Origin of the sequence: Pseudomonas sp. BC42, assembly GCF_021560055.1 — a bacterium.
Lineage (GTDB): Bacteria > Pseudomonadota > Gammaproteobacteria > Pseudomonadales > Pseudomonadaceae > Aquipseudomonas.
Genome location: NZ_CP091067.1, coordinates 136903 through 157289 on the forward strand (window position 1 = coordinate 136903; position 20387 = coordinate 157289).

Annotated in this window: 15 protein-coding genes; 10 read left to right on the plus strand and 5 right to left on the minus strand. The window is 67.3% G+C overall.

The window, feature by feature from the left end:
- Positions 1–2: 2 nt before the first annotated feature.
- The 10 genes from L1O02_RS00640 (at position 3) to L1O02_RS00685 (ending at position 14501) form a co-directional block, all read left to right on the plus strand.
- Positions 3–1328 carry a DotU family type VI secretion system protein gene (locus L1O02_RS00640; RefSeq protein ID WP_060841736.1) on the plus strand — a complete coding sequence of 442 codons (1326 nt, stop codon included), beginning with the start codon at positions 3–5 and terminating at the stop codon, positions 1326–1328.
- Positions 1325–4831: a type VI secretion system membrane subunit TssM gene (gene tssM, locus L1O02_RS00645; protein ID WP_060841735.1), complete on the plus strand. Its 3507-nt coding sequence runs from the start codon at positions 1325–1327 to the stop codon at positions 4829–4831. Before L1O02_RS00640 ends, tssM begins: the two co-directional genes overlap by 4 nt.
- Positions 4828–5481 carry a type VI secretion system-associated protein TagF gene (gene tagF, locus L1O02_RS00650; protein WP_060841734.1) on the plus strand — a complete coding sequence of 218 codons (654 nt, stop codon included), beginning with the start codon at positions 4828–4830 and terminating at the stop codon, positions 5479–5481. Before tssM ends, tagF begins: the two co-directional genes overlap by 4 nt.
- A complete protein-coding gene (locus L1O02_RS00655) occupies positions 5482–6216 on the plus strand; it encodes a protein phosphatase 2C domain-containing protein (RefSeq protein WP_060841733.1) in 735 nt (244 codons plus the stop codon).
- 2 nt (positions 6217–6218) lie between these two features.
- Entirely contained in the window at positions 6219–9332 is a 3114-nt protein-coding gene (locus tag L1O02_RS00660) for a serine/threonine-protein kinase (RefSeq protein WP_235759416.1), read from the plus strand.
- Positions 9332–10048 (plus strand): ABC transporter ATP-binding protein, encoded by a 717-nt coding sequence (locus L1O02_RS00665; protein WP_060841731.1) that lies wholly within the window; start codon positions 9332–9334, stop codon positions 10046–10048. Before L1O02_RS00660 ends, L1O02_RS00665 begins: the two co-directional genes overlap by 1 nt.
- Complete coding sequence (locus tag L1O02_RS00670) at positions 10048–11250, plus strand: ABC transporter permease (protein WP_235759418.1); 1203 nt, start codon at positions 10048–10050, stop codon at positions 11248–11250. Before L1O02_RS00665 ends, L1O02_RS00670 begins: the two co-directional genes overlap by 1 nt.
- On the plus strand, positions 11228–12955 hold the full coding sequence (locus L1O02_RS00675) for an SUMF1/EgtB/PvdO family nonheme iron enzyme (RefSeq protein WP_164990728.1): 1728 nt from the start codon (positions 11228–11230) through the stop codon (positions 12953–12955). The genes L1O02_RS00670 and L1O02_RS00675 overlap by 23 nt, the downstream gene beginning before the upstream one ends.
- A gap of 83 nt (positions 12956–13038) precedes the next feature.
- The gene (gene tagQ, locus L1O02_RS00680; RefSeq protein ID WP_060841728.1) at positions 13039–13977 is read left to right on the plus strand and encodes a type VI secretion system-associated lipoprotein TagQ; all 939 of its coding nucleotides are present in this window, start codon (positions 13039–13041) and stop codon (positions 13975–13977) included.
- A 140-nt stretch (positions 13978–14117) separates the two neighbouring features.
- On the plus strand, positions 14118–14501 hold the full coding sequence (locus L1O02_RS00685; protein WP_042940722.1) for a hypothetical protein: 384 nt from the start codon (positions 14118–14120) through the stop codon (positions 14499–14501).
- A 67-nt stretch (positions 14502–14568) separates the two neighbouring features.
- Here L1O02_RS00685 and L1O02_RS00690 read toward each other — a convergent pair whose 3' ends face one another.
- The 5 genes from L1O02_RS00690 to exbD all read right to left on the minus strand — a co-directional run bounded on the left by L1O02_RS00690 (position 14569) and on the right by exbD (position 20381).
- The gene (locus tag L1O02_RS00690) at positions 14569–15969 is read right to left on the minus strand and encodes an aminoacyl-tRNA deacylase and HDOD domain-containing protein (protein WP_060841727.1); all 1401 of its coding nucleotides are present in this window, start codon (positions 15967–15969) and stop codon (positions 14569–14571) included.
- Positions 15970–16048: 79 nt separating this feature from the next.
- A complete protein-coding gene (gene recG, locus L1O02_RS00695; protein WP_235759420.1) occupies positions 16049–18124 on the minus strand; it encodes an ATP-dependent DNA helicase RecG in 2076 nt (691 codons plus the stop codon).
- A 9-nt stretch (positions 18125–18133) separates the two neighbouring features.
- Positions 18134–19054, minus strand: coding sequence for a hydrogen peroxide-inducible genes activator (locus tag L1O02_RS00700; RefSeq protein ID WP_016963703.1), 921 nt, complete (start codon positions 19052–19054; stop codon positions 18134–18136).
- 149 nt (positions 19055–19203) lie between these two features.
- Positions 19204–19956 carry an energy transducer TonB gene (locus L1O02_RS00705; RefSeq protein ID WP_235759422.1) on the minus strand — a complete coding sequence of 251 codons (753 nt, stop codon included), beginning with the start codon at positions 19954–19956 and terminating at the stop codon, positions 19204–19206.
- Entirely contained in the window at positions 19953–20381 is a 429-nt protein-coding gene (gene exbD, locus L1O02_RS00710) for a TonB system transport protein ExbD (protein ID WP_235759424.1), read from the minus strand. Before exbD ends, L1O02_RS00705 begins: the two co-directional genes overlap by 4 nt.
- Positions 20382–20387: the final 6 nt, after the last annotated feature.

Consider the following 20387-nt stretch of genomic DNA (forward strand, 5'->3'; position numbering starts at 1 on the left):
CGATGCATCCTTTCGACGATTCGGCAGGGCAGCCGTCCCCGGCCAATGACCGCACCCAATTCATGCCGCGCCCCGGTGGCCGCGCGCCCGAGCCCGGCCGCCCGGCGGCCGCAGCGTCGCCGTCATTGGCGATGCCGGCAGCGCCATTGCCGGCCGGCCAGGCCCGGGGCCTGAACCCCCTGGAAAGCGCCGCCGGCCCGTTGCTGGCCTTGCTCACGAGGCTGCGCAGCACCCTGGCGCACCCGGCGCCGGCCAGCCTGCGGGCGCAGTTGCTGGCCTACCTGCGCCAGTTCGAAGAGCGTGCGGAAGCCGCCGGCGTGCCGCGCAACGACGTGCTGCTGGCGCGCTATGCGCTGTGTACCGCCCTGGATGAAGCGGTGCTCAGCACCCCCTGGGGCAGCACCAGCGACTGGGGCAAGCAGAGCCTGCTGATCACCGTGCACAACGAAGCCTGGGGCGGCGAGAAGGTCTTCCAGTTGCTGGAGCACTGCCTGCAGAGCCCCCGCGAGCGCCTGTACCTGCTGGAGCTGTTGTACCTGTGCATGTGCCTGGGTTTCGAGGGCCGCTACCGGGTGATGATCGATGGCCGCAGCCAGCTCGAAGCCTTGCGCGAGCGCACCGCGGCGACCATCCGCAGCGCCCGTGGCGAGCACGAGCGCGAGCTGTCGCCGCATTGGCGCGGGGTCAGCGTGGCCCGTGACCGGCTGGCCCAGTTCATGCCGCCCTGGGTCGGCATCGCGATTGGCGTGGCGCTGCTCCTGGCGCTGCTGTTCGGCCTGCGCCTGAAGCTGGCGGCGGACGCCGAGCCGGTGTTCAAGAACATCCATGCCCTGGGCGAGATCCCGGTGCAGACCCTGGATCGCCCGGTGATCCAGCCGAAGATCGTCGAGCGTCCGCGCCTGGCGGGCTTCCTCGCCGAGGACATCAAGGCCGGGCGGGTGGCGGTGGAAGACGCCGTCGACCGTTCGGTGGTGACCATCCGTGGCGACGAGCTGTTTGCCTCGGCCAGCGCCAGCATCCTCGACGACTACCAGCCGCTGATGCTGCGCATCGCCGACGCGGTGCGCAAGGTCAAGGGCCAGGTGCGGATCACCGGCCACAGCGACAACCGCCCGATCGCCACCTTGCGCTTCCCGTCCAACTGGAAGCTGTCCCAGGCCCGCGCCGAATCGGTGCTGCAGATCCTCGCGGCGAAGACCGGCCAGCCGGAGCGCTTCAGCGCCGAAGGCCGCAGCGACACCGAGCCGCTGGCAAGCAACGCCACCGCCGAAGGGCGGGCGCGTAATCGTCGGGTCGAAATCAGCGTATTGGCGGAGGGGGTCGAGTGAAGGCGTTTTTCAGTTTTGTGATTCGCTGGGTGATCCCGCTGCTGGGGCTGATCGCCCTGAGCCTGATCATCTGGTTCATTGGCCCGCTGCTGGAGTTCCTGGTGCCGGAAGGCCGGCGCTGGGCGCTGATCATCTGCATCTTCGCGCTGTGGATCGGCTACCGGGTGTGGCGCATCATCCAGGCCCGCCGGCACGCAGCCAAGGTGCTGCAGAGCCTGGCCGCCGATACCCCGCCGGACCCGGACAGCGTGGCCACCGCCGAAGAACTGGCGGCCCTGCGCCAGCGCATGGACGAAGCCCTGGCGCTGCTGAAGAAGGCCAAGCTGGGCGGTGACGAGCGGCGCAACCTCTATGAGTTGCCGTGGTACGTGATCATCGGCCCGCCGGGCTCGGGCAAGACCACCGCGCTGGTCAATTCCGGCCTGCATTTCCCCCTGGCCGCGCAGCTGGGCGCCGGCGCCGTGCGCGGCGTGGGCGGCACCCGCAACTGCGACTGGTGGTTCACCGACCAGGCGGTATTGCTGGACACCGCCGGGCGCTACACCACCCAGGACAGCCACGCCACGGTGGACAAGGCGGCCTGGCTGGGTTTTCTCGACCTGCTGAAAACCCAGCGTTCGCGGCGGCCGATCGATGGCGCCTTCGTCGCCATCAGCCTCTCCGACCTGCTGCTCGGCAGTGACGCCGAGCGCGCGGCCCACGCGGCGGCGATCCGCCTGCGTATCCAGGAGCTGTACACCCAGCTGGGAGTGCGCTTCCCGATCTACCTGATGCTCACCAAGCTCGATCTGGTGCCGGGTTTCATGGAGTTCTTCGACTCCCTGAGCAAGGAAGAGCGGGCCCAGGTCTGGGGCATGACCTTCGCCCTGGACGACGGCAAGAGCGGCGACAGCCCCCTGGCCCAGTTGCCGGCGGAGTTGGCGGCCCTGGAGCAGCGCCTCAACGAGCGTCTGGTGGAGCGCCTGCAACAGGAACGCGACCCGGCCCGGCGCGACCTGATCTACGGCTTCCCGCAGCAATTCGCGGCGCTCAAGGAGTCCTTGCAGGGCTTCCTCGAAGGCGTGTTCAAACCCAACGCCTTCGAAGAGCGGGTGCTGCTGCGCGGCGTGTACTTCACCAGCGGCACCCAGGAAGGCAGCCCGATCGATCGCCTGATCGGCGCCATGGCCCAGAGCATGAATCTGGACCGCCAGCACCTGGCGCGGCAGACCGGCACCGGGCGCAGCTACTTCATCGAGAAGCTGTTCAGCGCGGTGGCCTTTGCCGAGCGCGGGCTGGTGGGGGTCAACCCCAAGGTCGAGCGCCGGCGCAAATGGATCGCCCGCGGCGCCCTGGCGGCCACCGTGGCGCTGGTGCTGGTGGTCAGCACCCTGTGGATCATCAGCTACCGGGCCAACCAGAGCTACATCGCCCAGGTCGACCAGCGTGTCGCGCCGGTGCGCCAGGACGTGCAAAGCCTCAGCTCGGCCCAGCGCGATGTGCTGGCGGTGCTGCCGCTGCTCAACGCCACCCGCCATCTGGCCGGCGATGCGCCGGGCTGGGCCGAGGGCCTGGGCCTGTATCAGGGCGACATGCTCGAAGCCGAGGCCGCCAGCGTCTATCGCAAGCTGCTGGTGGCGGTGTTCGCCCCACGGCTGATGACCCGCATCGAGGAGCAGCTGCACAGCGGCGGCAACTCGGACTTCCTCTACGAGGGGCTCAAGGCCTACCTGATGCTGGCGGACAGCGAGCATTACGACCCGGACTTCATCAAGGCCTGGATCACCCTGGACTGGGACCGCACCCTGGCCCGCGATTTGCCGCCGGACCAGCGTCAGGCCCTGACCGGGCACCTGCAGGCGCTGTTCGAAAAACATCCACCGAATGCGCGGCTGGACCAGCGCCTGATCGACGACCTGCGCCGCCAGTTGCAACAGCTGCCGGTGGCCCAGCGGGTGTATGACCGGGTCAAGCGCGCCAAGCTGCCGGACGGCGTTCCGGACTTCCGCCTCAGCGAAGCCGGTGGCCGCGACGCGGCGCTGGTGTTCACCCGCAAGAGCGGCAAGCCGTTGAGCGAACCCCTGAGCGGCCTGTTCACCGCCAAGGGCTATCGCCAGGCCTTCCTCCTGGCCAGCCTCAACCAGGCCGGCACCCTGGCGGAAGAACAGTGGGTCCTGGGCCGCGATCAGGCCGACCAGCAGAACGTCGCCAGCCTCGCCGCCGACGTGCGTCGCCTGTACTTCCAGGACTACCTGCGCCAGTGGGATGCCTTGCTGGCGGACATCGACTTCGTGCCGATCACCAGCGTGGCCCAGGCCGCCGACGTGCTGCGGATTCTCTCCGGGCCCACTTCGCCGCTGAAGAAACTGCTGGTGGCGGTGGCCAAGGAAACCGATCTGCAACAGGAAGAACGCCTCTTGGCGGCCCAGGGCCAGAAGGTCGAGGGCGGTGTCGATCAGCTCAAGCAGCGCCTGGGTTCGCTGCTGGGTCAGGAGCAGGCGGCCAACCCTGCCGCCGTGGCCAGCAGCGAAGACCCGGTGAGTGCGCACTTTGCCGACCTCAACAGCCTGGTAAGCAAGGGCGAGGGCGAGCCGGCGGCTATCGACGGCCTGCTCTCGGACATGAACGCCCTGTACGTGCAGGTCAGCGCCATGGTCGGGGCCAGCGGCGACGCGCTGCTGGGCGAGGCCAAGAACCAGGCCAGCGCCGCGGCCGCCCGGGTCAGCCTGACCGCCGAGCGTCAGCCGCCGCTGGTCCAGGGGCTGGTCAAGTCGGTGGTCGGTTCCACCACCAACACCATGATGGGCGGGGTGCGCAATCAACTGAACGCGGCCTGGGTCAGCGAAGTGGTAAATGTCTATCGCCAGTCCCTGAGCGGGCGTTATCCGATGTCGCCGGGCAGTTCGCGGGACGCGACCCTGGAAGACTTCGGCCAGTTCTTCGGCACCGGCGGGGTGATGGACAACTACTTCCGCAAGTACCTGCAGCCTTACGTCAACACCTCGACCACCACCTGGAGCTGGCAGCCGGGCGCGGCGCAGAAACTGGGGATTTCTCCCGGCGTGCTGCAAACCTTCCAGCGCGCGGCGAATATCCGCGATGCGTTCTTCCGCTCCAGCGGCGGCACCCAGCCGGCGGTGCGCTTCGAGCTCAAGCCGGTGGCCATGGACGCCAACATCAGCCAGTTCCTGCTCGACCTGGACGGCCAGCAACTGAGCTACGACCACGGTCCGAGCCGGCCGGTGGCCATGCAGTGGCCGAACCCGGGAAGCATCGGCGTGGTGCGCCTGTCGATCATGCCGCCGTCGGCCACCGGGCGTTCCGGGGTGACCCTGGACGGCCCCTGGGCCTGGTTCCGCCTGCTGGAGCAATCGGACCTGACCGCCACCAACTCGCCGGACCGCTTCAACCTGCGGCTGCGGGTGGATGGCGCGAGCATCTCCTACGAGCTGCGCGCCAGCAGCGCCTTCAACCCGTTCAAGAGCCGGGTGCTCAGCGGCTTCAGCCTGCCGGAGCGGCTATGACCGCGCCCGGCCTGTACGGCAAGTTGGCCAGCCGCGGCGATTTTGTCAGCCGTGGCCTGCCGCAGAGCTTTATCGGTCCCTGGGACAGCTGGCTGGCGGCGGGGCTGCTGGCCAGCCAGAACGCCCTGGGCGAGCAGTGGCTCAACGCCTACCTGATCAGCCCGTTGTGGCGCTTCGCCCTGGCCCCGGGAGTCTGCGGGCCCCAGGCGGTGGTGGGGGTGGTGATGCCGAGCATCGACCGGGTCGGGCGCTATTTCCCCCTGACCGTGGCCGCGCTGCTGGAGCCCGAGACGGAGTTGACGTCCCTGGTCACCGGCTCGGAGCAGTGGTTCGAACAGGTGGAGGCGTTGCTGCTGGCGACCCTGGATGAAGGTGCCCGTTTCGAGGCCCTGGAGCAGGGCCTGCAGGCCTTGGGCGCGCCGAACCCGGCGCGGCGGGTCGAGGTCAGCCACTACGCCGGCCTGCAACGGTTCTACGTCAATGATCCTCAGTCCCGGGGCGCGGTGCTCGCGGCCCAGGCCGGCGAGGGGACGAGTCTGTGGTGGGGCCGGGGGTCGCAGTACATCAGCCCGATGCTGTTGCGCTGCCAGGGCCTGCCGCCAGCCAGTGAATTTGCGCAATTTTTGCTCGGACAAGAGGGTGCCGTCTAAATGGGTTCAGCGCCGCAACTGTCCTACCAGTCCGCCAGCTACAGCCATGTCGGCATGGTGCGGAAAATCAACGAAGACGCCTGGCTCGAAGCCCCGGAGACCGGCCTGTGGCTGGTGGCCGACGGCATGGGTGGGCACGCCGCCGGGGACTATGTCAGCAGCCTGATCGTCGACAGCCTGCGGGCGGTGCCGGCGGCCGAGAGCCTGGAGCAGTACGTCGCCGCGCTGCGCAACGGCCTGGCCGCGGTCAACGCCGCGGTGCGCGAGGAAACTGCCAATCGCGGGGTGACCATGATGGGCAGCACCGTGGTCCTGCTGGCGGTGCGTGGCGCTCGGGGCGTGTGCCTGTGGGCCGGCGACAGTCGCCTGTACCGGCTGCGGGACGAGCAGCTGGAAAGCATTTCCCGGGATCACAGCTACGTCCAGGACCTGCAGGACAGCGGCCTGCTCAGCGAGGCCGAGGCGCGGGTGCATCCGCGGGCCAATATCGTCACCCGGGCGATTGGCGTCGAGGCCCAGTTGCAGCTGTCCCAGGTCGATCTGCAGGTGCAGGACGGCGATACCTTCCTGCTGTGCAGCGACGGTCTGAACAAGACCGCCGAAGACTTCGAACTGCGCGATGTGCTGAGCCACAGCGAGCCCAACGATGTGGTGCGCAGCCTGATCCACCTGGGCCTGACCCGGGGTGCGCCGGACAACATCACCGCCATCGTGATCAAGGCCGCAGGTTACTGACCATGGACATTCTGATTCCCGGTTTTGACATTCAGGGCGAGATTGGCGAAGGCGCCATGGCCACCGTGTACCTGGCGACCCAGCGTTCCCTGGAACGCAAGGTGGCGCTCAAGGTGATGGCCGCGGCGCTGGCCGCCGACCCGAGCTTCTGCGAGCGCTTCTTGCGCGAGGGCAAGACCCTGGCGCGGCTGTCGCACCCGCACACCGTGACCATCCACGACATCGGCAATGTCGGCGAGCTGTACTACATGGCCATGGAGTACCTGCCCAACGGCACCCTCAAAGAGCGCATCGCCGCCGGGCTGACCCCGGAGCAGGGCCTGGCCTACATCCGCCAGATCGCCTCGGCCCTGGGCTATGCCCATGCCCAGGGGCTGGTGCACCGCGACGTCAAGCCGGCCAACATCCTGTTCCGTGCCGATGGCACGGCGGTGCTCTCGGACTTCGGCATCGCCAAGTCCCTGGACGACCGCACCCAGTTCACCCAGGCCGGTTTCGCCGTGGGCACGCCGAGCTACATGAGTCCGGAACAGGCCCGTGGCCAGGACATCGACGGTCGCGCCGACCTGTATGCCCTGGGGGTGGTGCTGTATGAAATCCTGGTCGGCGAGTTGCCATACAACGGCACCGACGCGCTGTCCACGGCCCTGGCCCACCTCACCGAGCCCTTGCCGGAGCTGCCGCTGCACCATGGGCGCTACCAGCACATCCTGCGCAAGCTGCTGGCCAAGGACCCGGCGGAACGTTACCCGGACGCGGCGGCCTTGCTGGCGGCCCTGGACAACCTGCCGCCGGAGACGGCCGAGGTCGAGGCGACGCTGATCCAGCCGTTGCCGCTGCCCCCTCAGGCTGCCCCCCAGCCTGTACCTCAGCCTGTAACTCAGCCTGTAACTCAGAGCCACGACCTGGCCGGGCTGACCCCGGTGTCGATCGAGATTCCGCAACAGGCGCCGGCGCCCCAACCGGCGCCGCGCCGCGAGCCGCCCCAGGAACCGCCAGTACCGCCGCGCGCGTCCAACCTGCCGCCAGCCGGCAGCGGGACGTCCGAACAGCGCCGCGGCCCGCTGCTGGCCCTGGCTGGGGTTGCCGTGGCGGTGGCCCTGGCCGTGGCGGGGGGCGGTTACTGGTGGTTGTCCGGCGACAGCCCGGCGCCGCAACCCAAGAGCCCGGCGACGGTCGGCACCCCGCCTGCCGTGGTGGCGCCGCCGGTGGAGCAGGCGCTGGCCGCGGATGTCGATGGCGGCCAGCGGCCGCTGTTGATGCCGGGCAAGAAGACCCTGTTCCAGCGGGTGCTGAGCAAGCCGGGGGCGAGTTTCTCCAGCGCGCCGGGGGCCACGCCGGACAAGCCGGTGCCGGCGTTCTCGGTGCTTTACGTGTACCAGCGCAAGAACCTCGACGGCCGCTCCTGGCTGCGCCTGGGCGCCGCCAGCGATGGACGCAGCGCCGGTTGGCTGCCGGCCGAGCAGGTCAGCGACTGGAAGCAGAGCCTGGTGCTGAAATTCACCGAACGTTCCGGCCGCGCGCCGGTGATGTTCGTGCGCCAGGCCAGCGAGCTGGAGCGCCTGCTGGCGGACCCTGCGGCGGCCAAGAACCTGCTGCTCAGGGCGCAGAAGAATCCCCAGGACGAGCAGCAGGTGCTGGCCCTGGAACCCAATGCCAGCGCGGTGCCCCAGGACCAGTTCTACCTGCTGCCGATCTTCGATTCCAAGGAAAGCTTCGACGAGAACGGCCAGCCGGTGCAGTTGCTCAACGTCGCCTCGATCGATCCGGGCAACAGCCCGCAGAGCATCAGCGACAGCAGCGGCAAGCCGCTGCCGGCGAACAGCCCGCCGGCGGCCGCCGATGCCTTCCGCACGGCGGTGGTGCTGGTGGTGGACACCTCGGTGTCGATGCAGCCGTACATCGATCAGGTGCGCGACGTGGTGCACGAGCTGCAGAGCAAGATCGCCGAGCGCGGCGAGCTGGACAGTGTCAGCTTCGGCCTGGTGGGCTTTCGCAACAACACCAGCAAGACCCCGGGCCTGGAGTACGTGACCAAGACCCTGGTGACCCTGGATCAGGGGCGTGACCCGCAGCGTTTCCAGGAACTGGTGAGCCAGGTCAAGGCCACCAGCGTCTCCAGCCACTCGTTCAACGAAGACGCCTTTGCCGGGGTCATGCAGGCCGTGGAAGGCATGGACTGGAAGGGCTACGGCGGTCGCCTGATCCTGCTGGTCAGCGATGCCGGGGCCCTGCGCAAGAACGATCCCTACAGCCGCACCCAGATGAACGAGGCGGAAGTGCGCCAGGCGGCCTTGGGCAAGCAGATCAAGATCTACGCCCTGCACCTGCGCACCGATGCCGGCAAGAAGAACCACGCCCAGGCGGAAACCCAGTACCGGGTGCTGACCGCCGACGCCAACCCGAAGATCGGCGACCTGTACATTCCGGTGCCCGGTGGCGATGTGCGCAAGTTCGGCGAGCGGGTCGACGAGATCGGCACGGTGTTCGCCGATCTGGTGCATCAGGTGCGCAGCAACCAGCACCAGGAAGTCCCGCTGCTGGCGGCGGCACCGAGCATCGCGCAGAAATCGGCAGCCATCGGCTACGCCATGCACATGGACTTTCTCGGACGCAAGGCCGCCAGCCAGGCGCCGCAGCTGGTCAGCGCCTGGACCGCCGACCGCGACCTGACCAACCCGGCGCTGCCGGCGTTCCAGGTCTGCGTGATGCTGACCAAGCTGCAGCTCAACGACCTGCAGCAGTCGCTGAAACTGATCGTCGACGCGGCGCGCAAGACCCAGACCTCGCCCAAGGACTTCTTCCAGGAAATCGCCAGTGCCAGTGCCTACATGAGCCGCGACCCGTCGGCCCTGCGCAAGGGCGGCAACCTGGCCGACGGCGGTGTGCTCGGCGAATACCTGGAAGGCCTGCCGTACCGCAGCAAGTCGCTGAACATGACCCAGGACCTGTGGCTGTCGTTGAGCGTGGCCGAGCAGGAGGATTTCATCGACGAGCTGGATTCGAAGATCCGCCTCTACGAAACCTTCCACAACGACCTGGCCAACTGGGTGCGCTTCGGCGATGCCGAGCCGGGCGATGCCCTGTACCGCGTTCCGTTGTCGACGCTGCCGTGATGCTCGATCTGGCGCAGGTACGCAAGAGCCGCGGCGAGGGTCGCCAACGCTACAGCCTGGAGATCCCAAGGCTGCAACTGCGCGCGGGCGACCAGTTGGCGGTGGTCGGCCCCAGTGGTTGCGGCAAGAGCACCCTGCTCGATCTGCTGGCGCTGGTGCTGGCTCCGGATTCGGCGGCGCGCTTCGAATTTGCCCCGGCCAGAGACGCCATCGACATCCTCGGGATCTGGCGCGGCGCGGGCCACAGTGCCCTGGCGCAATTGCGCAGCCGGCACCTGGGCTATGTGCTGCAGACCGGCGGCCTGCTGGGCTTTCTCGATGTGCGGGGGAATATCGGCCTGCCGCGCAAACTGCTGGGGCTGCCCGACGATGGCATTCCCCGGCGGCTGGCCGAGCGCCTGGAAATCGCCGATCAACTGCACAAGAAGCCCGCTGCCCTGTCGGTGGGCCAGCGCCAGCGGGTCAGTTGCGCCCGGGCCCTGGCCCACGGCCCGCAGGTGCTGCTGGCGGATGAGCCGACCGCGGCCCTGGACCCGTTGAACGCGCAAAGGGTGATGCAACTGCTGGTGCAGCAATCCCGGGATCAGGGGGTGTGCTGCGTGATCGCCACCCACGATGAGGTGCTGGCCCGGGCCAACGGCTTGCAGGTCCGGCGCATTGCCTGCCGGCGCGATGCCGACGGCGGGGTCACCGCGACCCTGGGGGAGGCCTGCTGATGCGTGCGTCCATGACGGCTGCGCTGGCCTGGCAGGACTACCGCGCCGATTCCTGGCTGTCGGCCTGTTCGGTGCTGGCCCTGGTGGCGGTGATCGCGCCGTTGCTGGTGCTGTTCGGGCTCAAGTTCGGGCTGGTCAGCAGCCTCACCGAGCGCCTGGAAAAGGACCCGGCGGTGCGCGAGATCATTCCCCTGGGCGGCGGACGCTTCAGCGCCGCGTTCATTGCCGAGCTGGGGCAGCGCCCGGACGTGGCCTTTGCCTTGCCGCGCACCCGGCAGATCGCCGCGACGGCGGACCTGTCCCGGGGCACGGCGGATATCGGCCTGACCGTGGAGATGCTGCCGACCGCGGTGGGCGACCCGTTGCTCGGGCGTTTGTCGTCACCCCGGAGCATCAGCGGCGTGCTGCTCAGCCGCACCGCCGCCGAGAAGCTCGGGGCGCAGCCGGGGGACTGGTTGCAGGCGAGCTTTGGCCGGCAGGTGGCGGGGCGCAGCGAGGTGCAGCGGACACGGGTCCAGGTGGAGGGCATCCTGCCCCTGGAAGCCTTTGCCCGTGACGCGCTGTTCGCTCCGCTGGCACTGCTGGAGGCCGCCGAGGATTACCGCGACGGTCGCGCCGTGGCGGCCCTGGGCTGGCTCGGCGAGGTCCAGGCGGCATCCGCGCAGCGGGTCTACCCGGCGTTTCGCCTGTATGCCCGGGATCTGGATGACGTCGAGCCACTGCGGCTGTATTTCGCCGAGCGCGGCCTGCTGGTGGCGACCCAGGCGCAGACCATCGCCCAGGTGCAGTCCTTGAGCCGCAACCTGTCCATCGTCTTCTGGGTGATCGCCGGGCTGGCCCTGGCCGGTGCCTTCGCGGCGATCTTCGCCGGGGCCCTGGCGGCGGTGGAGCGCAAGCGTCGGGAGTTGTCGGTGCTGCGCCTGCTGGGGTTTTCCACCGGCGCGCTGCTGCTGTTCGTGGTGGCCCAGGCGCTGTACAGCGCCGGGATTGCCGCGCTGTTGAGTGGCGCCCTGTATGGCCTGGCCCAGGCCGGGCTGAATCATTTGTTCATGCAGGTGCCCGGCGAGTACGCCAGTCATTTGCTGCCGGCCCATTACGGGCTGGCCCTGTTGGCGACACTGGGCGTCAGTACCCTGGCCGCGGCGCTGGGCGGCTGGCGGGTGTCGCGCATTGAAGCCTGTGAAGGAATTCGCGATGTATAAGTTGATCGGCACCGTGCTGGCCATGACCCTGGCCGGCGCCGTGTGGGCCGAAGAGCCCGGCAACAAGATGGACAATCCCAAGCCCCTGGCGGACGACGTCAGCCTGCCGTTGCCCTGTGACGGCGAGATGGTGTTCCGCTACGTCTACGTGCTGGCCCAGGGCACCCTGGACGACCGCGAGGTCAACCTCGGCTACCCCTTCAGCGAAGGCGAGAGCGGCTATCAGCAGTCGTTCATTTCCGGCTATCGCCGGGACTACATCAACGGTCAGTTCACCCTCAAGGACCTGCCTGCGGCCTGGGGCAAGACCATCGGCCCGGCCTTGCCGAAAACCGGCAGCGGGGTGCCCCTCAAGCCGATGCTGTATTTCATCGGCAAGTACGAAGTCACCGCCCGCCAGTACGCCCAGGTCATGGCTCAGGCCCAGTCCCTGGCCAGCGGCGAGCCGGCCCCGGCCTGCGAGGCGCCGGACGGCCTGCAGGGGCGCCTGCCCAAGGTCAAGCTGTCGCGTTTCGAGGCCGAGCGTTTTGCCGCGGTGTACAGCGCCTGGCTGATGAAGCATCACCGTGACCTGCTGCCGGTCAGCGGCCGTGGCAGTTCCTCGGAAGACGGTGGCCTGGGGTTCGTGCGCCTGCCCACCGAAGTCGAATGGGAGTACGCCGCTCGCGGCGGCCAGGCCGTCAGTCGCCAGGAGCTGGAGGGCCGGCTGTTCCCGCGTCGCGTGGAGGGCAGCGAGGAAGACGGCCCGCTGGCGGACTGGGCGGTGTTCAACCAGGTGGCCGGCGGCACCGGTCAGGCGGCGCGCCTGATGCCGATCGGCACCAAGCTGCCCAACCCCATCGGTATGTTCGACGTGATCGGCAACGCCGCCGAGATGGTCCAGGAGTCCTTCCAGCTGGTGCGTGCCGGGCGCCGCCAGGGCACCTACGGCGGCTTCGTGGTCAAGGGCGGCAACTACCTGGAAGGCGAGGGCACGCTGTTCACCGGGATGCGCCGCGAGTACCCGCTGTTCGGTGCCGACGGCACTGAGCAGAGCAACGAAACCACGGGCTTCCGGGTGGCCATCGGCGCCTTGTCGGCCCCGCGTTCGCGCTACAAGGAACTGTTCGCCCAGTGGCAGAAGGAGGGTCGCCTGGCGTCCCTGACCGATGCCATCGACGAAGCCCAGGACCCCACCAAGCGCCTGGACAGCATCATTGCCACCAGTGTCGACCCGCGCCTGCAGGCGGAGCTGGGGCTGGTCAACGAAGAGCTCAAGCGCAACGTTTCGCTGATCGCCCAGCAGCGCGAGGAGGCGGCCGGCAACCTGATCCAGTCCGCGGCGCTGGTGGCTGAAACCGTCAACAACTACAACATCCGCCTGACCAACCTGAAGAAGAGCCAGCAGCAGGCCATCGATGCCAAGGACGAACCCAGCGCCAAGCTGTTCGCCGAAGCCATCGACAACGGCCGCAGCGCGCTGGACGGGGCGGTGGCGATCTACATCGACAACCTGGCCACGGGCACCCGTTACACCGACGCGGTGATCCAGGCGCAATTTCAACGGATCAAGGAAGAGCTCAATCGCAAGCCGGTGCTCGGCAAGAGCCTGGTGACGCGCGCTACGTTATTCGTCCGCCATGTCGGGGATTATCGCCAGAAACGGCGAGCCGACCCGGCGACGATTTTGAAGGAACTGCTCGCATCGACCGGTCAGAAGTCATGACCGGCCGCTGTCTGTCGAGCCTGGAGGAGCTCGGGCGACCTGGTGTCGTGCCGAGTAGGTCAACACTAATCGAGATCATCAACATGCTTTTTTCCCGCAAGCCATTTGCTTCAACATCCAAGCGTCACCTGCTGTTGGTTGCCGCCGGGTTCAGCACCGTATTGACCGGTTGCGCGACCTCTCCGGTGTCCAAGGTCGCCTCGACCACCAAGGTCGAGTACTACCCGAGCTGCTACGAACCGGTACAGCACCTGCGTGCCACCGATTCGGACATGACCAAGTCGGTGGTGACCGGCGCCGCCCTGGGCGCCGCCGGTGGCGCCCTGCTCGGTGCCCTGACCGGTGACGGCGACCACCGTGGCCGCAACGCCGCCATCGGTGCCGCAGGCGGTGCCCTGGCCGGTGGCGCCGCCGGTTACTACACCGAGCGTCAGAAACAGATCGCCGACGACAATCAGCGCATCGCTTCCTACGCCACCGACGTCAACAAGAGCGCGGCCGACATCGACCGCAGCACGGCCTACGCCCGTGCCTCGCAAACCTGCTACCAGCGTGCCTTCGACAGCCTGATCAGCGCGCGCAAGGCCAACAGCATCAATGACGTGGAAGGGCGCAAGCGCCTGGCGGAAATCGTCAGCGGCCTGAAAGAGTCCAACGACCTGATCGCTGCGGTGAACGGCCGGGCCAGCGAAGACCTGAACAAGTACAACCAGGCCTACGAGCAGGATCTGCAGCAGGTGGGCGTGCAGCGTACCGACGTGGTCAAGGTGGCCACCGCCGATACCACCCCGGTGACCACCACCAGCGGTGGCAAGAAGAAGCAGCCGGCGCAGAAGGTCAAGCAACCCAAGCTGCCGAGCGTGCCGGCCGAAGCGGTGAGCACCGAGAAGTCGATCCAGCAGGCCAAGACCAAGCAGGCCGAGAGCAACAAGGTCGCTACCACCGGCCAGACCCAGGTCAACAGCATGTGCAAGAACCCGGACCTGGGTGACTGGGCACCGGTGCCTTGCCCTAACGTCTGAGTTAGTGATTGTCTGACAAGATGTCGCGATAAGCGTTGAACGCCAGTCGATCTCCGAGTAATTGGCCAGATCGACTGGCGCTCTTCACGTTACAGGTTAAACTGCGCCGGCCACCCAATAATTCCACTGAGGCGCCGTGCATGAAATTTCGTTTTCTTCTCTGGATGCTTGGCCTGTTGATGGGCAAGGCCAGCCGCAACAATCCCGCTTTCCAGCAACAGTTGGGCGACAAGGAGCTGGTGTTCCAGCTGCAGACCCTTGACGGCAAGGTTGCTCGGCATTTCTTCGTCAAGGACCAGCGTATTACCAGCCGCTCGGGGTTCTACCCGGAGCCTGCGTTCGCCATTGCCTTCAAGGATGCCGCCTACGGCTTTGCCACGATGCAGGCGAAGAACAAGCAGTTGGCGTTCATGACCGGGATTCAGGACAAGTCGATTCAGATCAAGGGCAATCCGGCGCTGGTGATCTGGTTCCAGGGCCTGACCAAGTATTTGAAACCGAAGAAGGCCAAGCCCAAGGCTTGACTGGGGACCTGGGTCGGCCAGCCGGCTCCTCGGTGCTGCGCAGGAGCCGACTGACCGCCGAAGGGGCTCAGGCCTGGCTGAATTGCGACGCCAGTTCCCGCAGCAGTACTTCCGCTTCCAGCACTTTGCTCACCACGTCTTCGGCCTTGTCACGGCTCAGGCCCAGGCGCTCGAACAGGGCGTCGGGGATCTCTTCGTGGGGGCCGGAACCGATGCCCCGGCTGCGCAGCAGGCGCACCGCCAGGCACACCAGGTTGGGGTATTCGGCGAAGGCGCCGTCGTAGCTCGGGTCGTGCTGGAAGCGCAGGGCGGTGGACAGCTCGTCCGGCATGTCCCAGTAGCGCATCAGCCAGGAGCCGATCTGTTCGCGACTGATGCCCAGCAGGTGCTGCTCGACATAGCTGTGGCACAGGTGCGGGTTGACCTCCAGGTGCCGGCAGATCAGCGAGAAGTGCGGTGGGAACACGTGGGCCAGCAGCAGGTAGCCAAAGTTGTGCAGCAGGCCGGCGAGGTAGGTCAGGCCGGCCTCCGGGCGCTGGGCGCGGGGCATGGCGCGGGTCAGGCCCTCGATCACCGCGGCGGTGTAGATCGATTGCTGCCAGTAGGGCGTGGCGTGTTGCGGCTGGTCCTTGGGCAGGCTCAGGGTCTTGCCCAGGGCCAGCCCCAGCGCCAGGTTGATCACCAGATCGAAGCCCAGCACACGGACGATGGCGTCTTCCACCGAGCGGATCTTGCCCGGCGAGGCGTAGTAGGGCGAGGCCGCCCAGCTCACGACCTGCGCGGCCAGGGCCGGGTCGGTTTCCACCACGCCGGTGATGTCGTCGATGGTGGCATTGGGATCGACCCGCAGCTTGATGATCTTCTGCGCGGTTTCCGCCAGCGGCGGGATCTCGATGGTGGCTTCCAGGCGCTGCTGGATGCGCCGCGCGGTGAACGCCTGCATGGCCTGGGTGATTTCCTCGCGGTCGTCGTCCGGGCGGTCGAGGTTGGGGCGGATGCTGCTCAGGGGCTCGCCGAAATGCCCGGCACTGGCTTTGTTGAGCATGCTCTTGAAGGCTTCGCTGGTGATCTCCAGCAGCACGCCGGGCTCGCCGGAATTGATCAGCAGGCTGGGTTCGCGCAGCAGGCTTTCTTCATACAGGCACGGCGAGCTGGTCAGCGCCGGCAGGCCGGGCAACAGGCTCAGGCTGTGCTTGCCGAGCATGCGCTCCAGGCGCTCGGTGGACACGGCGGTGAGGCGGCGGCCGGTGAGTTCGGCGAGGCGGTTGAGGTCCAGTAGCTGGCTCTGCGGGAACAGCACCATCAGCGCGCCGACGGCGTCGTCCAGCAGCACCGCCTGGACCTTGCGCGCAGCCGGCAGGCCCGGCTGGTCGAGCACTTCGTTGTAGCTGATGGCCAGCTTGCCGAGCAGCAACCGGATAACAGACGGAGCGTGTGGGGTTGCAATGTCGAGGGCAACTTCTGTCATGGTCTGGTATCCGTTTTTCTACAATTTGACGAGTATAACCAGCTTGGTTATGGCGAGGGTTCACTAACTGAGTGGTGGTTCACACTTGGCCGTATTGCTGGCCATGGCGCAGCCAGCGTTCCAGCAACGGGCTGACGTGGTCCGGCCAGCGCTCCAGCAGAGCCTGCGCGGCATCGCGTACCGCAGGCAGCAGGTCGGCGTCGCGCATCAGGTCGGCGACCTTGAACTGCAAGAGACCGGTCTGGCGGGTGCCGAGCATTTCCCCGGGGCCGCGCAGTTCCAGGTCCTTTTCGGCGATGACGAAACCGTCGTTGGTCTCACGCATGATGCCCAGGCGCTGGCGACCGATTTGTGAAAGCGGTGGATGGTAGAGCAGCACGCAGTGGCTGGCGGCGCTGCCGCGCCCGACCCGGCCGCGCAGCTGGTGCAGCTGTGCCAGGCCCAGGCGTTCCGGGTTCTCAATGATCATCAGGCTGGCATTGGGCACGTCGACCCCGACTTCGATCACCGTGGTGGCCACCAGCAGTTGCAGGTTGCCGGCCTTGAACTCGGCCATCACCGCGGCTTTCTCCGCCGGTTTCATGCGGCCGTGGATCAGCCCCACCCGTAGTTCGCCCAGGGCGCTGGAGAGGTCTTCGAAGGTGGTTTCGGCGGCCTGGCAGGTGAGCTCCTCGGATTCTTCGATCAGGGTGCAGACCCAGTAGGCCTGGCGCCCTTCGGCGCAGGCGGCGCGCACCCGTTCGATCACCTCGACGCGGCGGCTGTCGGTGACCAGCACGGTATTGACCGGCGTGCGACCCGGGGGCAGTTCGTCGAGGATCGAGGTGTCCAGGTCGGCGTAGGCGCTCATCGCCAGGGTTCGCGGAATCGGAGTGGCGGTCATGATCAGCTGGTGCGGGCACAGGCGGCCGCCGACGCCTTTCTGGCGCAGGGCCAGGCGCTGCTGGACGCCGAAGCGGTGCTGTTCGTCGATGATTACCAGGGCCAGGTTCTTGAACTGCACCTCGTCCTGGAACAGGGCGTGGGTGCCCACCACCATGGGCGCGCCGCCGGCGATCTGTTCCAGGGCTGCCGCGCGGTTCTTGCCCTTGAGCTTGCCCGCCAGCCAGGCGACTTCCAGGCCCAGGGGTTCGAGCCAGCGCTTGAAGGTAATGAAGTGCTGCTCGGCGAGGATCTCGGTGGGCGCCATCAGCGCCACCTGGTAACCGGCTTCCAGGGCCTGCAGGGCGGCGAGGGCGGCGACCACGGTCTTGCCGGCGCCGACGTCGCCCTGGATCAGGCGCAGCATGGGTTCCGGCTGGCTCAGGTCGTAGGCGATTTCGTTGCCGACCCGTTGTTGCGCGCCCGTGGGAGCGAAGCCGAGGTTCTTCAGGTACTTGGCCGGCAGGTTCCGGGCCAGCGGCAGCACTGGGGCGCGCTGGGAGCGCAGGCTGTCGCGCAGGCGTTGCTGGGACAGCTGGTGGGTCAGCAGTTCCTCGAACGCCAGGCGGTGCTGGGCCCAGTGGTGCCCGAGGGCCAGCTCATCGACATCGGCGTCTGCCGGCGGGTGATGCAGGTAGCGGATCGCATCGTCCAGGGGCGCCAGTTGATAGTCCCGGGCCAGTTCCTCCGGCAGCCAGTCCGGCAGGCTGCGGGGGCCGAGCAGGGCCAGGCTCTGCTGGCAGAGCAGGCGCAGGCGCTGCTGGGTCAGGCCCTCGGTCAGCGGGTAGATGGGGGTCAGGGTCTGGTCCACCGGCGGCGGTTCGTCGCCACTGATGGCGCGGTATTCCGGGTGGTAGATCTCCAGGCCCGAGGCCCCGGGCCGGGCTTCGCCGTAGCAGCGCACGCGAGTGCCGCGCTTCAGGCCGTCTTTCTGGGCATTGCTGAAATGGTAGAAGCGCAGGCTCAGGCCGCCGGTGCCATCCTGCAGGCGCACCAGCAGGCTGCGGCGCTTGCCCATGACCACGTCGGCACCGCTGACGGTGCCTTCGATCACGGCATCCTGGCCCGGGCGCAGGGCGCCGATCGGCACCACGCGGGTACGGTCCTGGTAACGCAGGGGCAGGTGGAACAGCACGTCCTGAAGGTTTTCCAGGCCGACCTTGGCCAGCTTCTCGGCCATGGTTTCGCCGACGCCCTTGAGTGCCGTGACCGGCACTTTCGACAGCTCAGTCATTGCGCTTGCTTAGCTCGCGGCGGGCGGCTTGGCCACCGAGCACAGGCGGATCGAGTCGGCGAGGATCTCGATCGCCTTGGGCCGCGGGAAGCTGGCGCGCCAGGCGATGGCTACGGTGCGAAACGGTACCGGCGGGGTCAGTGGGCGCACTTCGATCACGCCGGGGGCGTAGTGATGGCTGTCCACTGCCGACAGCGGCAGGATCGAGATGCCCAGGCCGGAGGCGACCATGTGGCGGATGGTCTCCAGGGAGCTGGATTCCACGGTGGTGTGCTTGGCGCCGTCGTTGCCCTTGGTCAGGGTCGGGCAGGCCTCCAGCACCTGGTCGCGGAAGCAGTGGCCCTCGCCCAGCAGCAACAGGCTCTTGTCGTTGAGCAGGTTGGCGTCGATGGTTTCCTTCTTGGTCCAGGAGTGGCCGCTGGGCATCAGCACGTAGAAGGGCTCGTCGTACAGCGGCAGGGTCAGGACATCGGCTTCATTGAACGGCAGGGCGATGATGATCGCGTCCAGCTCGCCATTGCGCAGCTTGTCCCGCAGTACGTGGGTGAAGTTCTCTTCGATATACAGCGGCATCTGCGGCGCGACCCGGTGCAGCTGGGGAATCAGGTGCGGGAACAGGTAGGGACCGACGGTATAGATGGCGCCCACCTTGAGCGGCGCGGTCAGCTGGTTCTTGCCGGCCTGGGCCAGTTCACGGATGCCCTGGGCCTGTTCCAGGACCTTCTGTGCCTGGGCGACGATGGTTTCGCCGACCGGGGTCAGGCGCACCGCGCTCTTGCTGCGCTCGAAAATCAGCACACCGAGTTCGTCTTCAAGCTTTTTCACGCCCACCGAGAGGGTCGGCTGGCTGACATGGCAACGCTCGGCGGCGTGGCCGAAGTGCTGCTCTTGGGCGAGGGTGACGATGTAGCGTAATTCTGTGAGGGTCATAGCGGGCGTCCATGAGGATGCGGCCAAGCATAACGGCTGCAATCGATAGACGCACGTTATCAGACGGAGGGTGGAATGCGACACCCGCCAATGCCTGCTTCGGGCTGCACAAACGCCAAGGGCACCTTTGCAGGTGCCCTGGCGGGGTATCAGCGGCGGCCGCGGCTTCTGTCGATTTCGTAGTTGAAGGGCGCGGTGACTTCCACGGTGCCATTGGTGAGCATGTCGGCCGGCGGCTTGGGCAGAGTCTGTGCGCGACGGATCATGTCCAGGGTGGCCCGGTCCAGATCCGCATTGCCCGAACGGCTGATCAGCTCGTAGGACAGCACCTTGCCTTCGGCATCAACCACGAAGCGCAGGGAGTTGGTGCCTTCCTTGCCTCGACGTTGAGCCTCGCTCGGGTAGCGCTTGTGCTTGGCCAGATGCGCCTGCACCAGTCCCTGCCAGTTGGCCTTGGCGGCCGCCTGGGCCGGTGACGGGCCTGCAGTCGCGGGGGCGGGCTGCTGGGACGGGGCGGGGGTGACCGGGGCGTCGCTGGGCTTTTCCTCGGAAGGCTTTTCCTTGGGCGGCTCGGGCTTGACCACCGGTTTTGGCGGTTGTGACTTGGGCTTCGGCTTGGCCGGCTTGGGCACCGAAATAGTCGGTTTCGGCGCTTCGGCGAGCTTGGGCAGCGGCAGTTCTTCCACCGGCGCAGGCGGTTGCGGCGGGGTCACCACTTTCGGTGGTGCCGGCGGAGGCGGCACAGGGGCAGGCGCCAGTTCCACCACCATGGCCTGGGGCGGAATGGGTATTGGTTGTGGTTTGGACCAGTTGAGGGCGAGGAGGATCGCCAGCGCATGGACACCCAGCACCACCGCCAGGCTACCGCTGTAACGCGTCAGTCTTTGGCGCGTCGTGATCATTTCTTGGCTGCCGTCTCAAGTCCGACCAGGCCGACTTTCAGGTAGCCGGCGGCCCGCAGGTTGTCCATGACGCTCATCAGATCGCCGTAGTTCACGCCCTTGTCGGCCTGGAAGAAGATGGTCGTGTCCTTCTTGCCTTGGGTGCGGGCGTCGAGAATGGCGCCCAGGGTCTCGGCCTCGACTTCCTCTTCGCCGATGAACAGGCGCTGGTCGGCCTTGACGCTGAGGAATACCGGTTTTTCCGGACGCGGCGCCGGTTTGGCACTGGAGGCGGGAAGGTCGACCTTGATGTCCACGGTGGCCAGCGGAGCGGCCACCATGAAGATGATCAGCAATACCAGCATCACGTCGATGAACGGCGTGACGTTGATTTCGTGGTTTTCGGCCAGGTCGTCGCCTGCGCCTTCTTTCAAATGCAAGCCCATGGCTGA

Coding starts and splice junctions, on each gene's coding strand:
- tagF (WP_060841734.1), top strand. CDS start 4,828: ATGACCGCGCCCGGCCTGTACGGCAAGTTGGCCAGCCGCGGCGATTTT.
- tagQ (WP_060841728.1), top strand. CDS start 13,039: ATGCTTTTTTCCCGCAAGCCATTTGCTTCAACATCCAAGCGTCACCTG.
- L1O02_RS00655 (WP_060841733.1), top strand. CDS start 5,482: ATGGGTTCAGCGCCGCAACTGTCCTACCAGTCCGCCAGCTACAGCCAT.
- L1O02_RS00685 (WP_042940722.1), top strand. CDS start 14,118: ATGAAATTTCGTTTTCTTCTCTGGATGCTTGGCCTGTTGATGGGCAAG.
- exbD (WP_235759424.1), bottom strand. CDS start 20,381: ATGGGCTTGCATTTGAAAGAAGGCGCAGGCGACGACCTGGCCGAAAAC.
- L1O02_RS00660 (WP_235759416.1), top strand. CDS start 6,219: ATGGACATTCTGATTCCCGGTTTTGACATTCAGGGCGAGATTGGCGAA.
- L1O02_RS00640 (WP_060841736.1), top strand. CDS start 3: ATGCATCCTTTCGACGATTCGGCAGGGCAGCCGTCCCCGGCCAATGAC.
- recG (WP_235759420.1), bottom strand. CDS start 18,124: ATGACTGAGCTGTCGAAAGTGCCGGTCACGGCACTCAAGGGCGTCGGC.
- L1O02_RS00705 (WP_235759422.1), bottom strand. CDS start 19,956: ATGATCACGACGCGCCAAAGACTGACGCGTTACAGCGGTAGCCTGGCG.
- L1O02_RS00670 (WP_235759418.1), top strand. CDS start 10,048: ATGCGTGCGTCCATGACGGCTGCGCTGGCCTGGCAGGACTACCGCGCC.
- L1O02_RS00690 (WP_060841727.1), bottom strand. CDS start 15,969: ATGACAGAAGTTGCCCTCGACATTGCAACCCCACACGCTCCGTCTGTT.
- L1O02_RS00665 (WP_060841731.1), top strand. CDS start 9,332: ATGCTCGATCTGGCGCAGGTACGCAAGAGCCGCGGCGAGGGTCGCCAA.
- L1O02_RS00700 (WP_016963703.1), bottom strand. CDS start 19,054: ATGACCCTCACAGAATTACGCTACATCGTCACCCTCGCCCAAGAGCAG.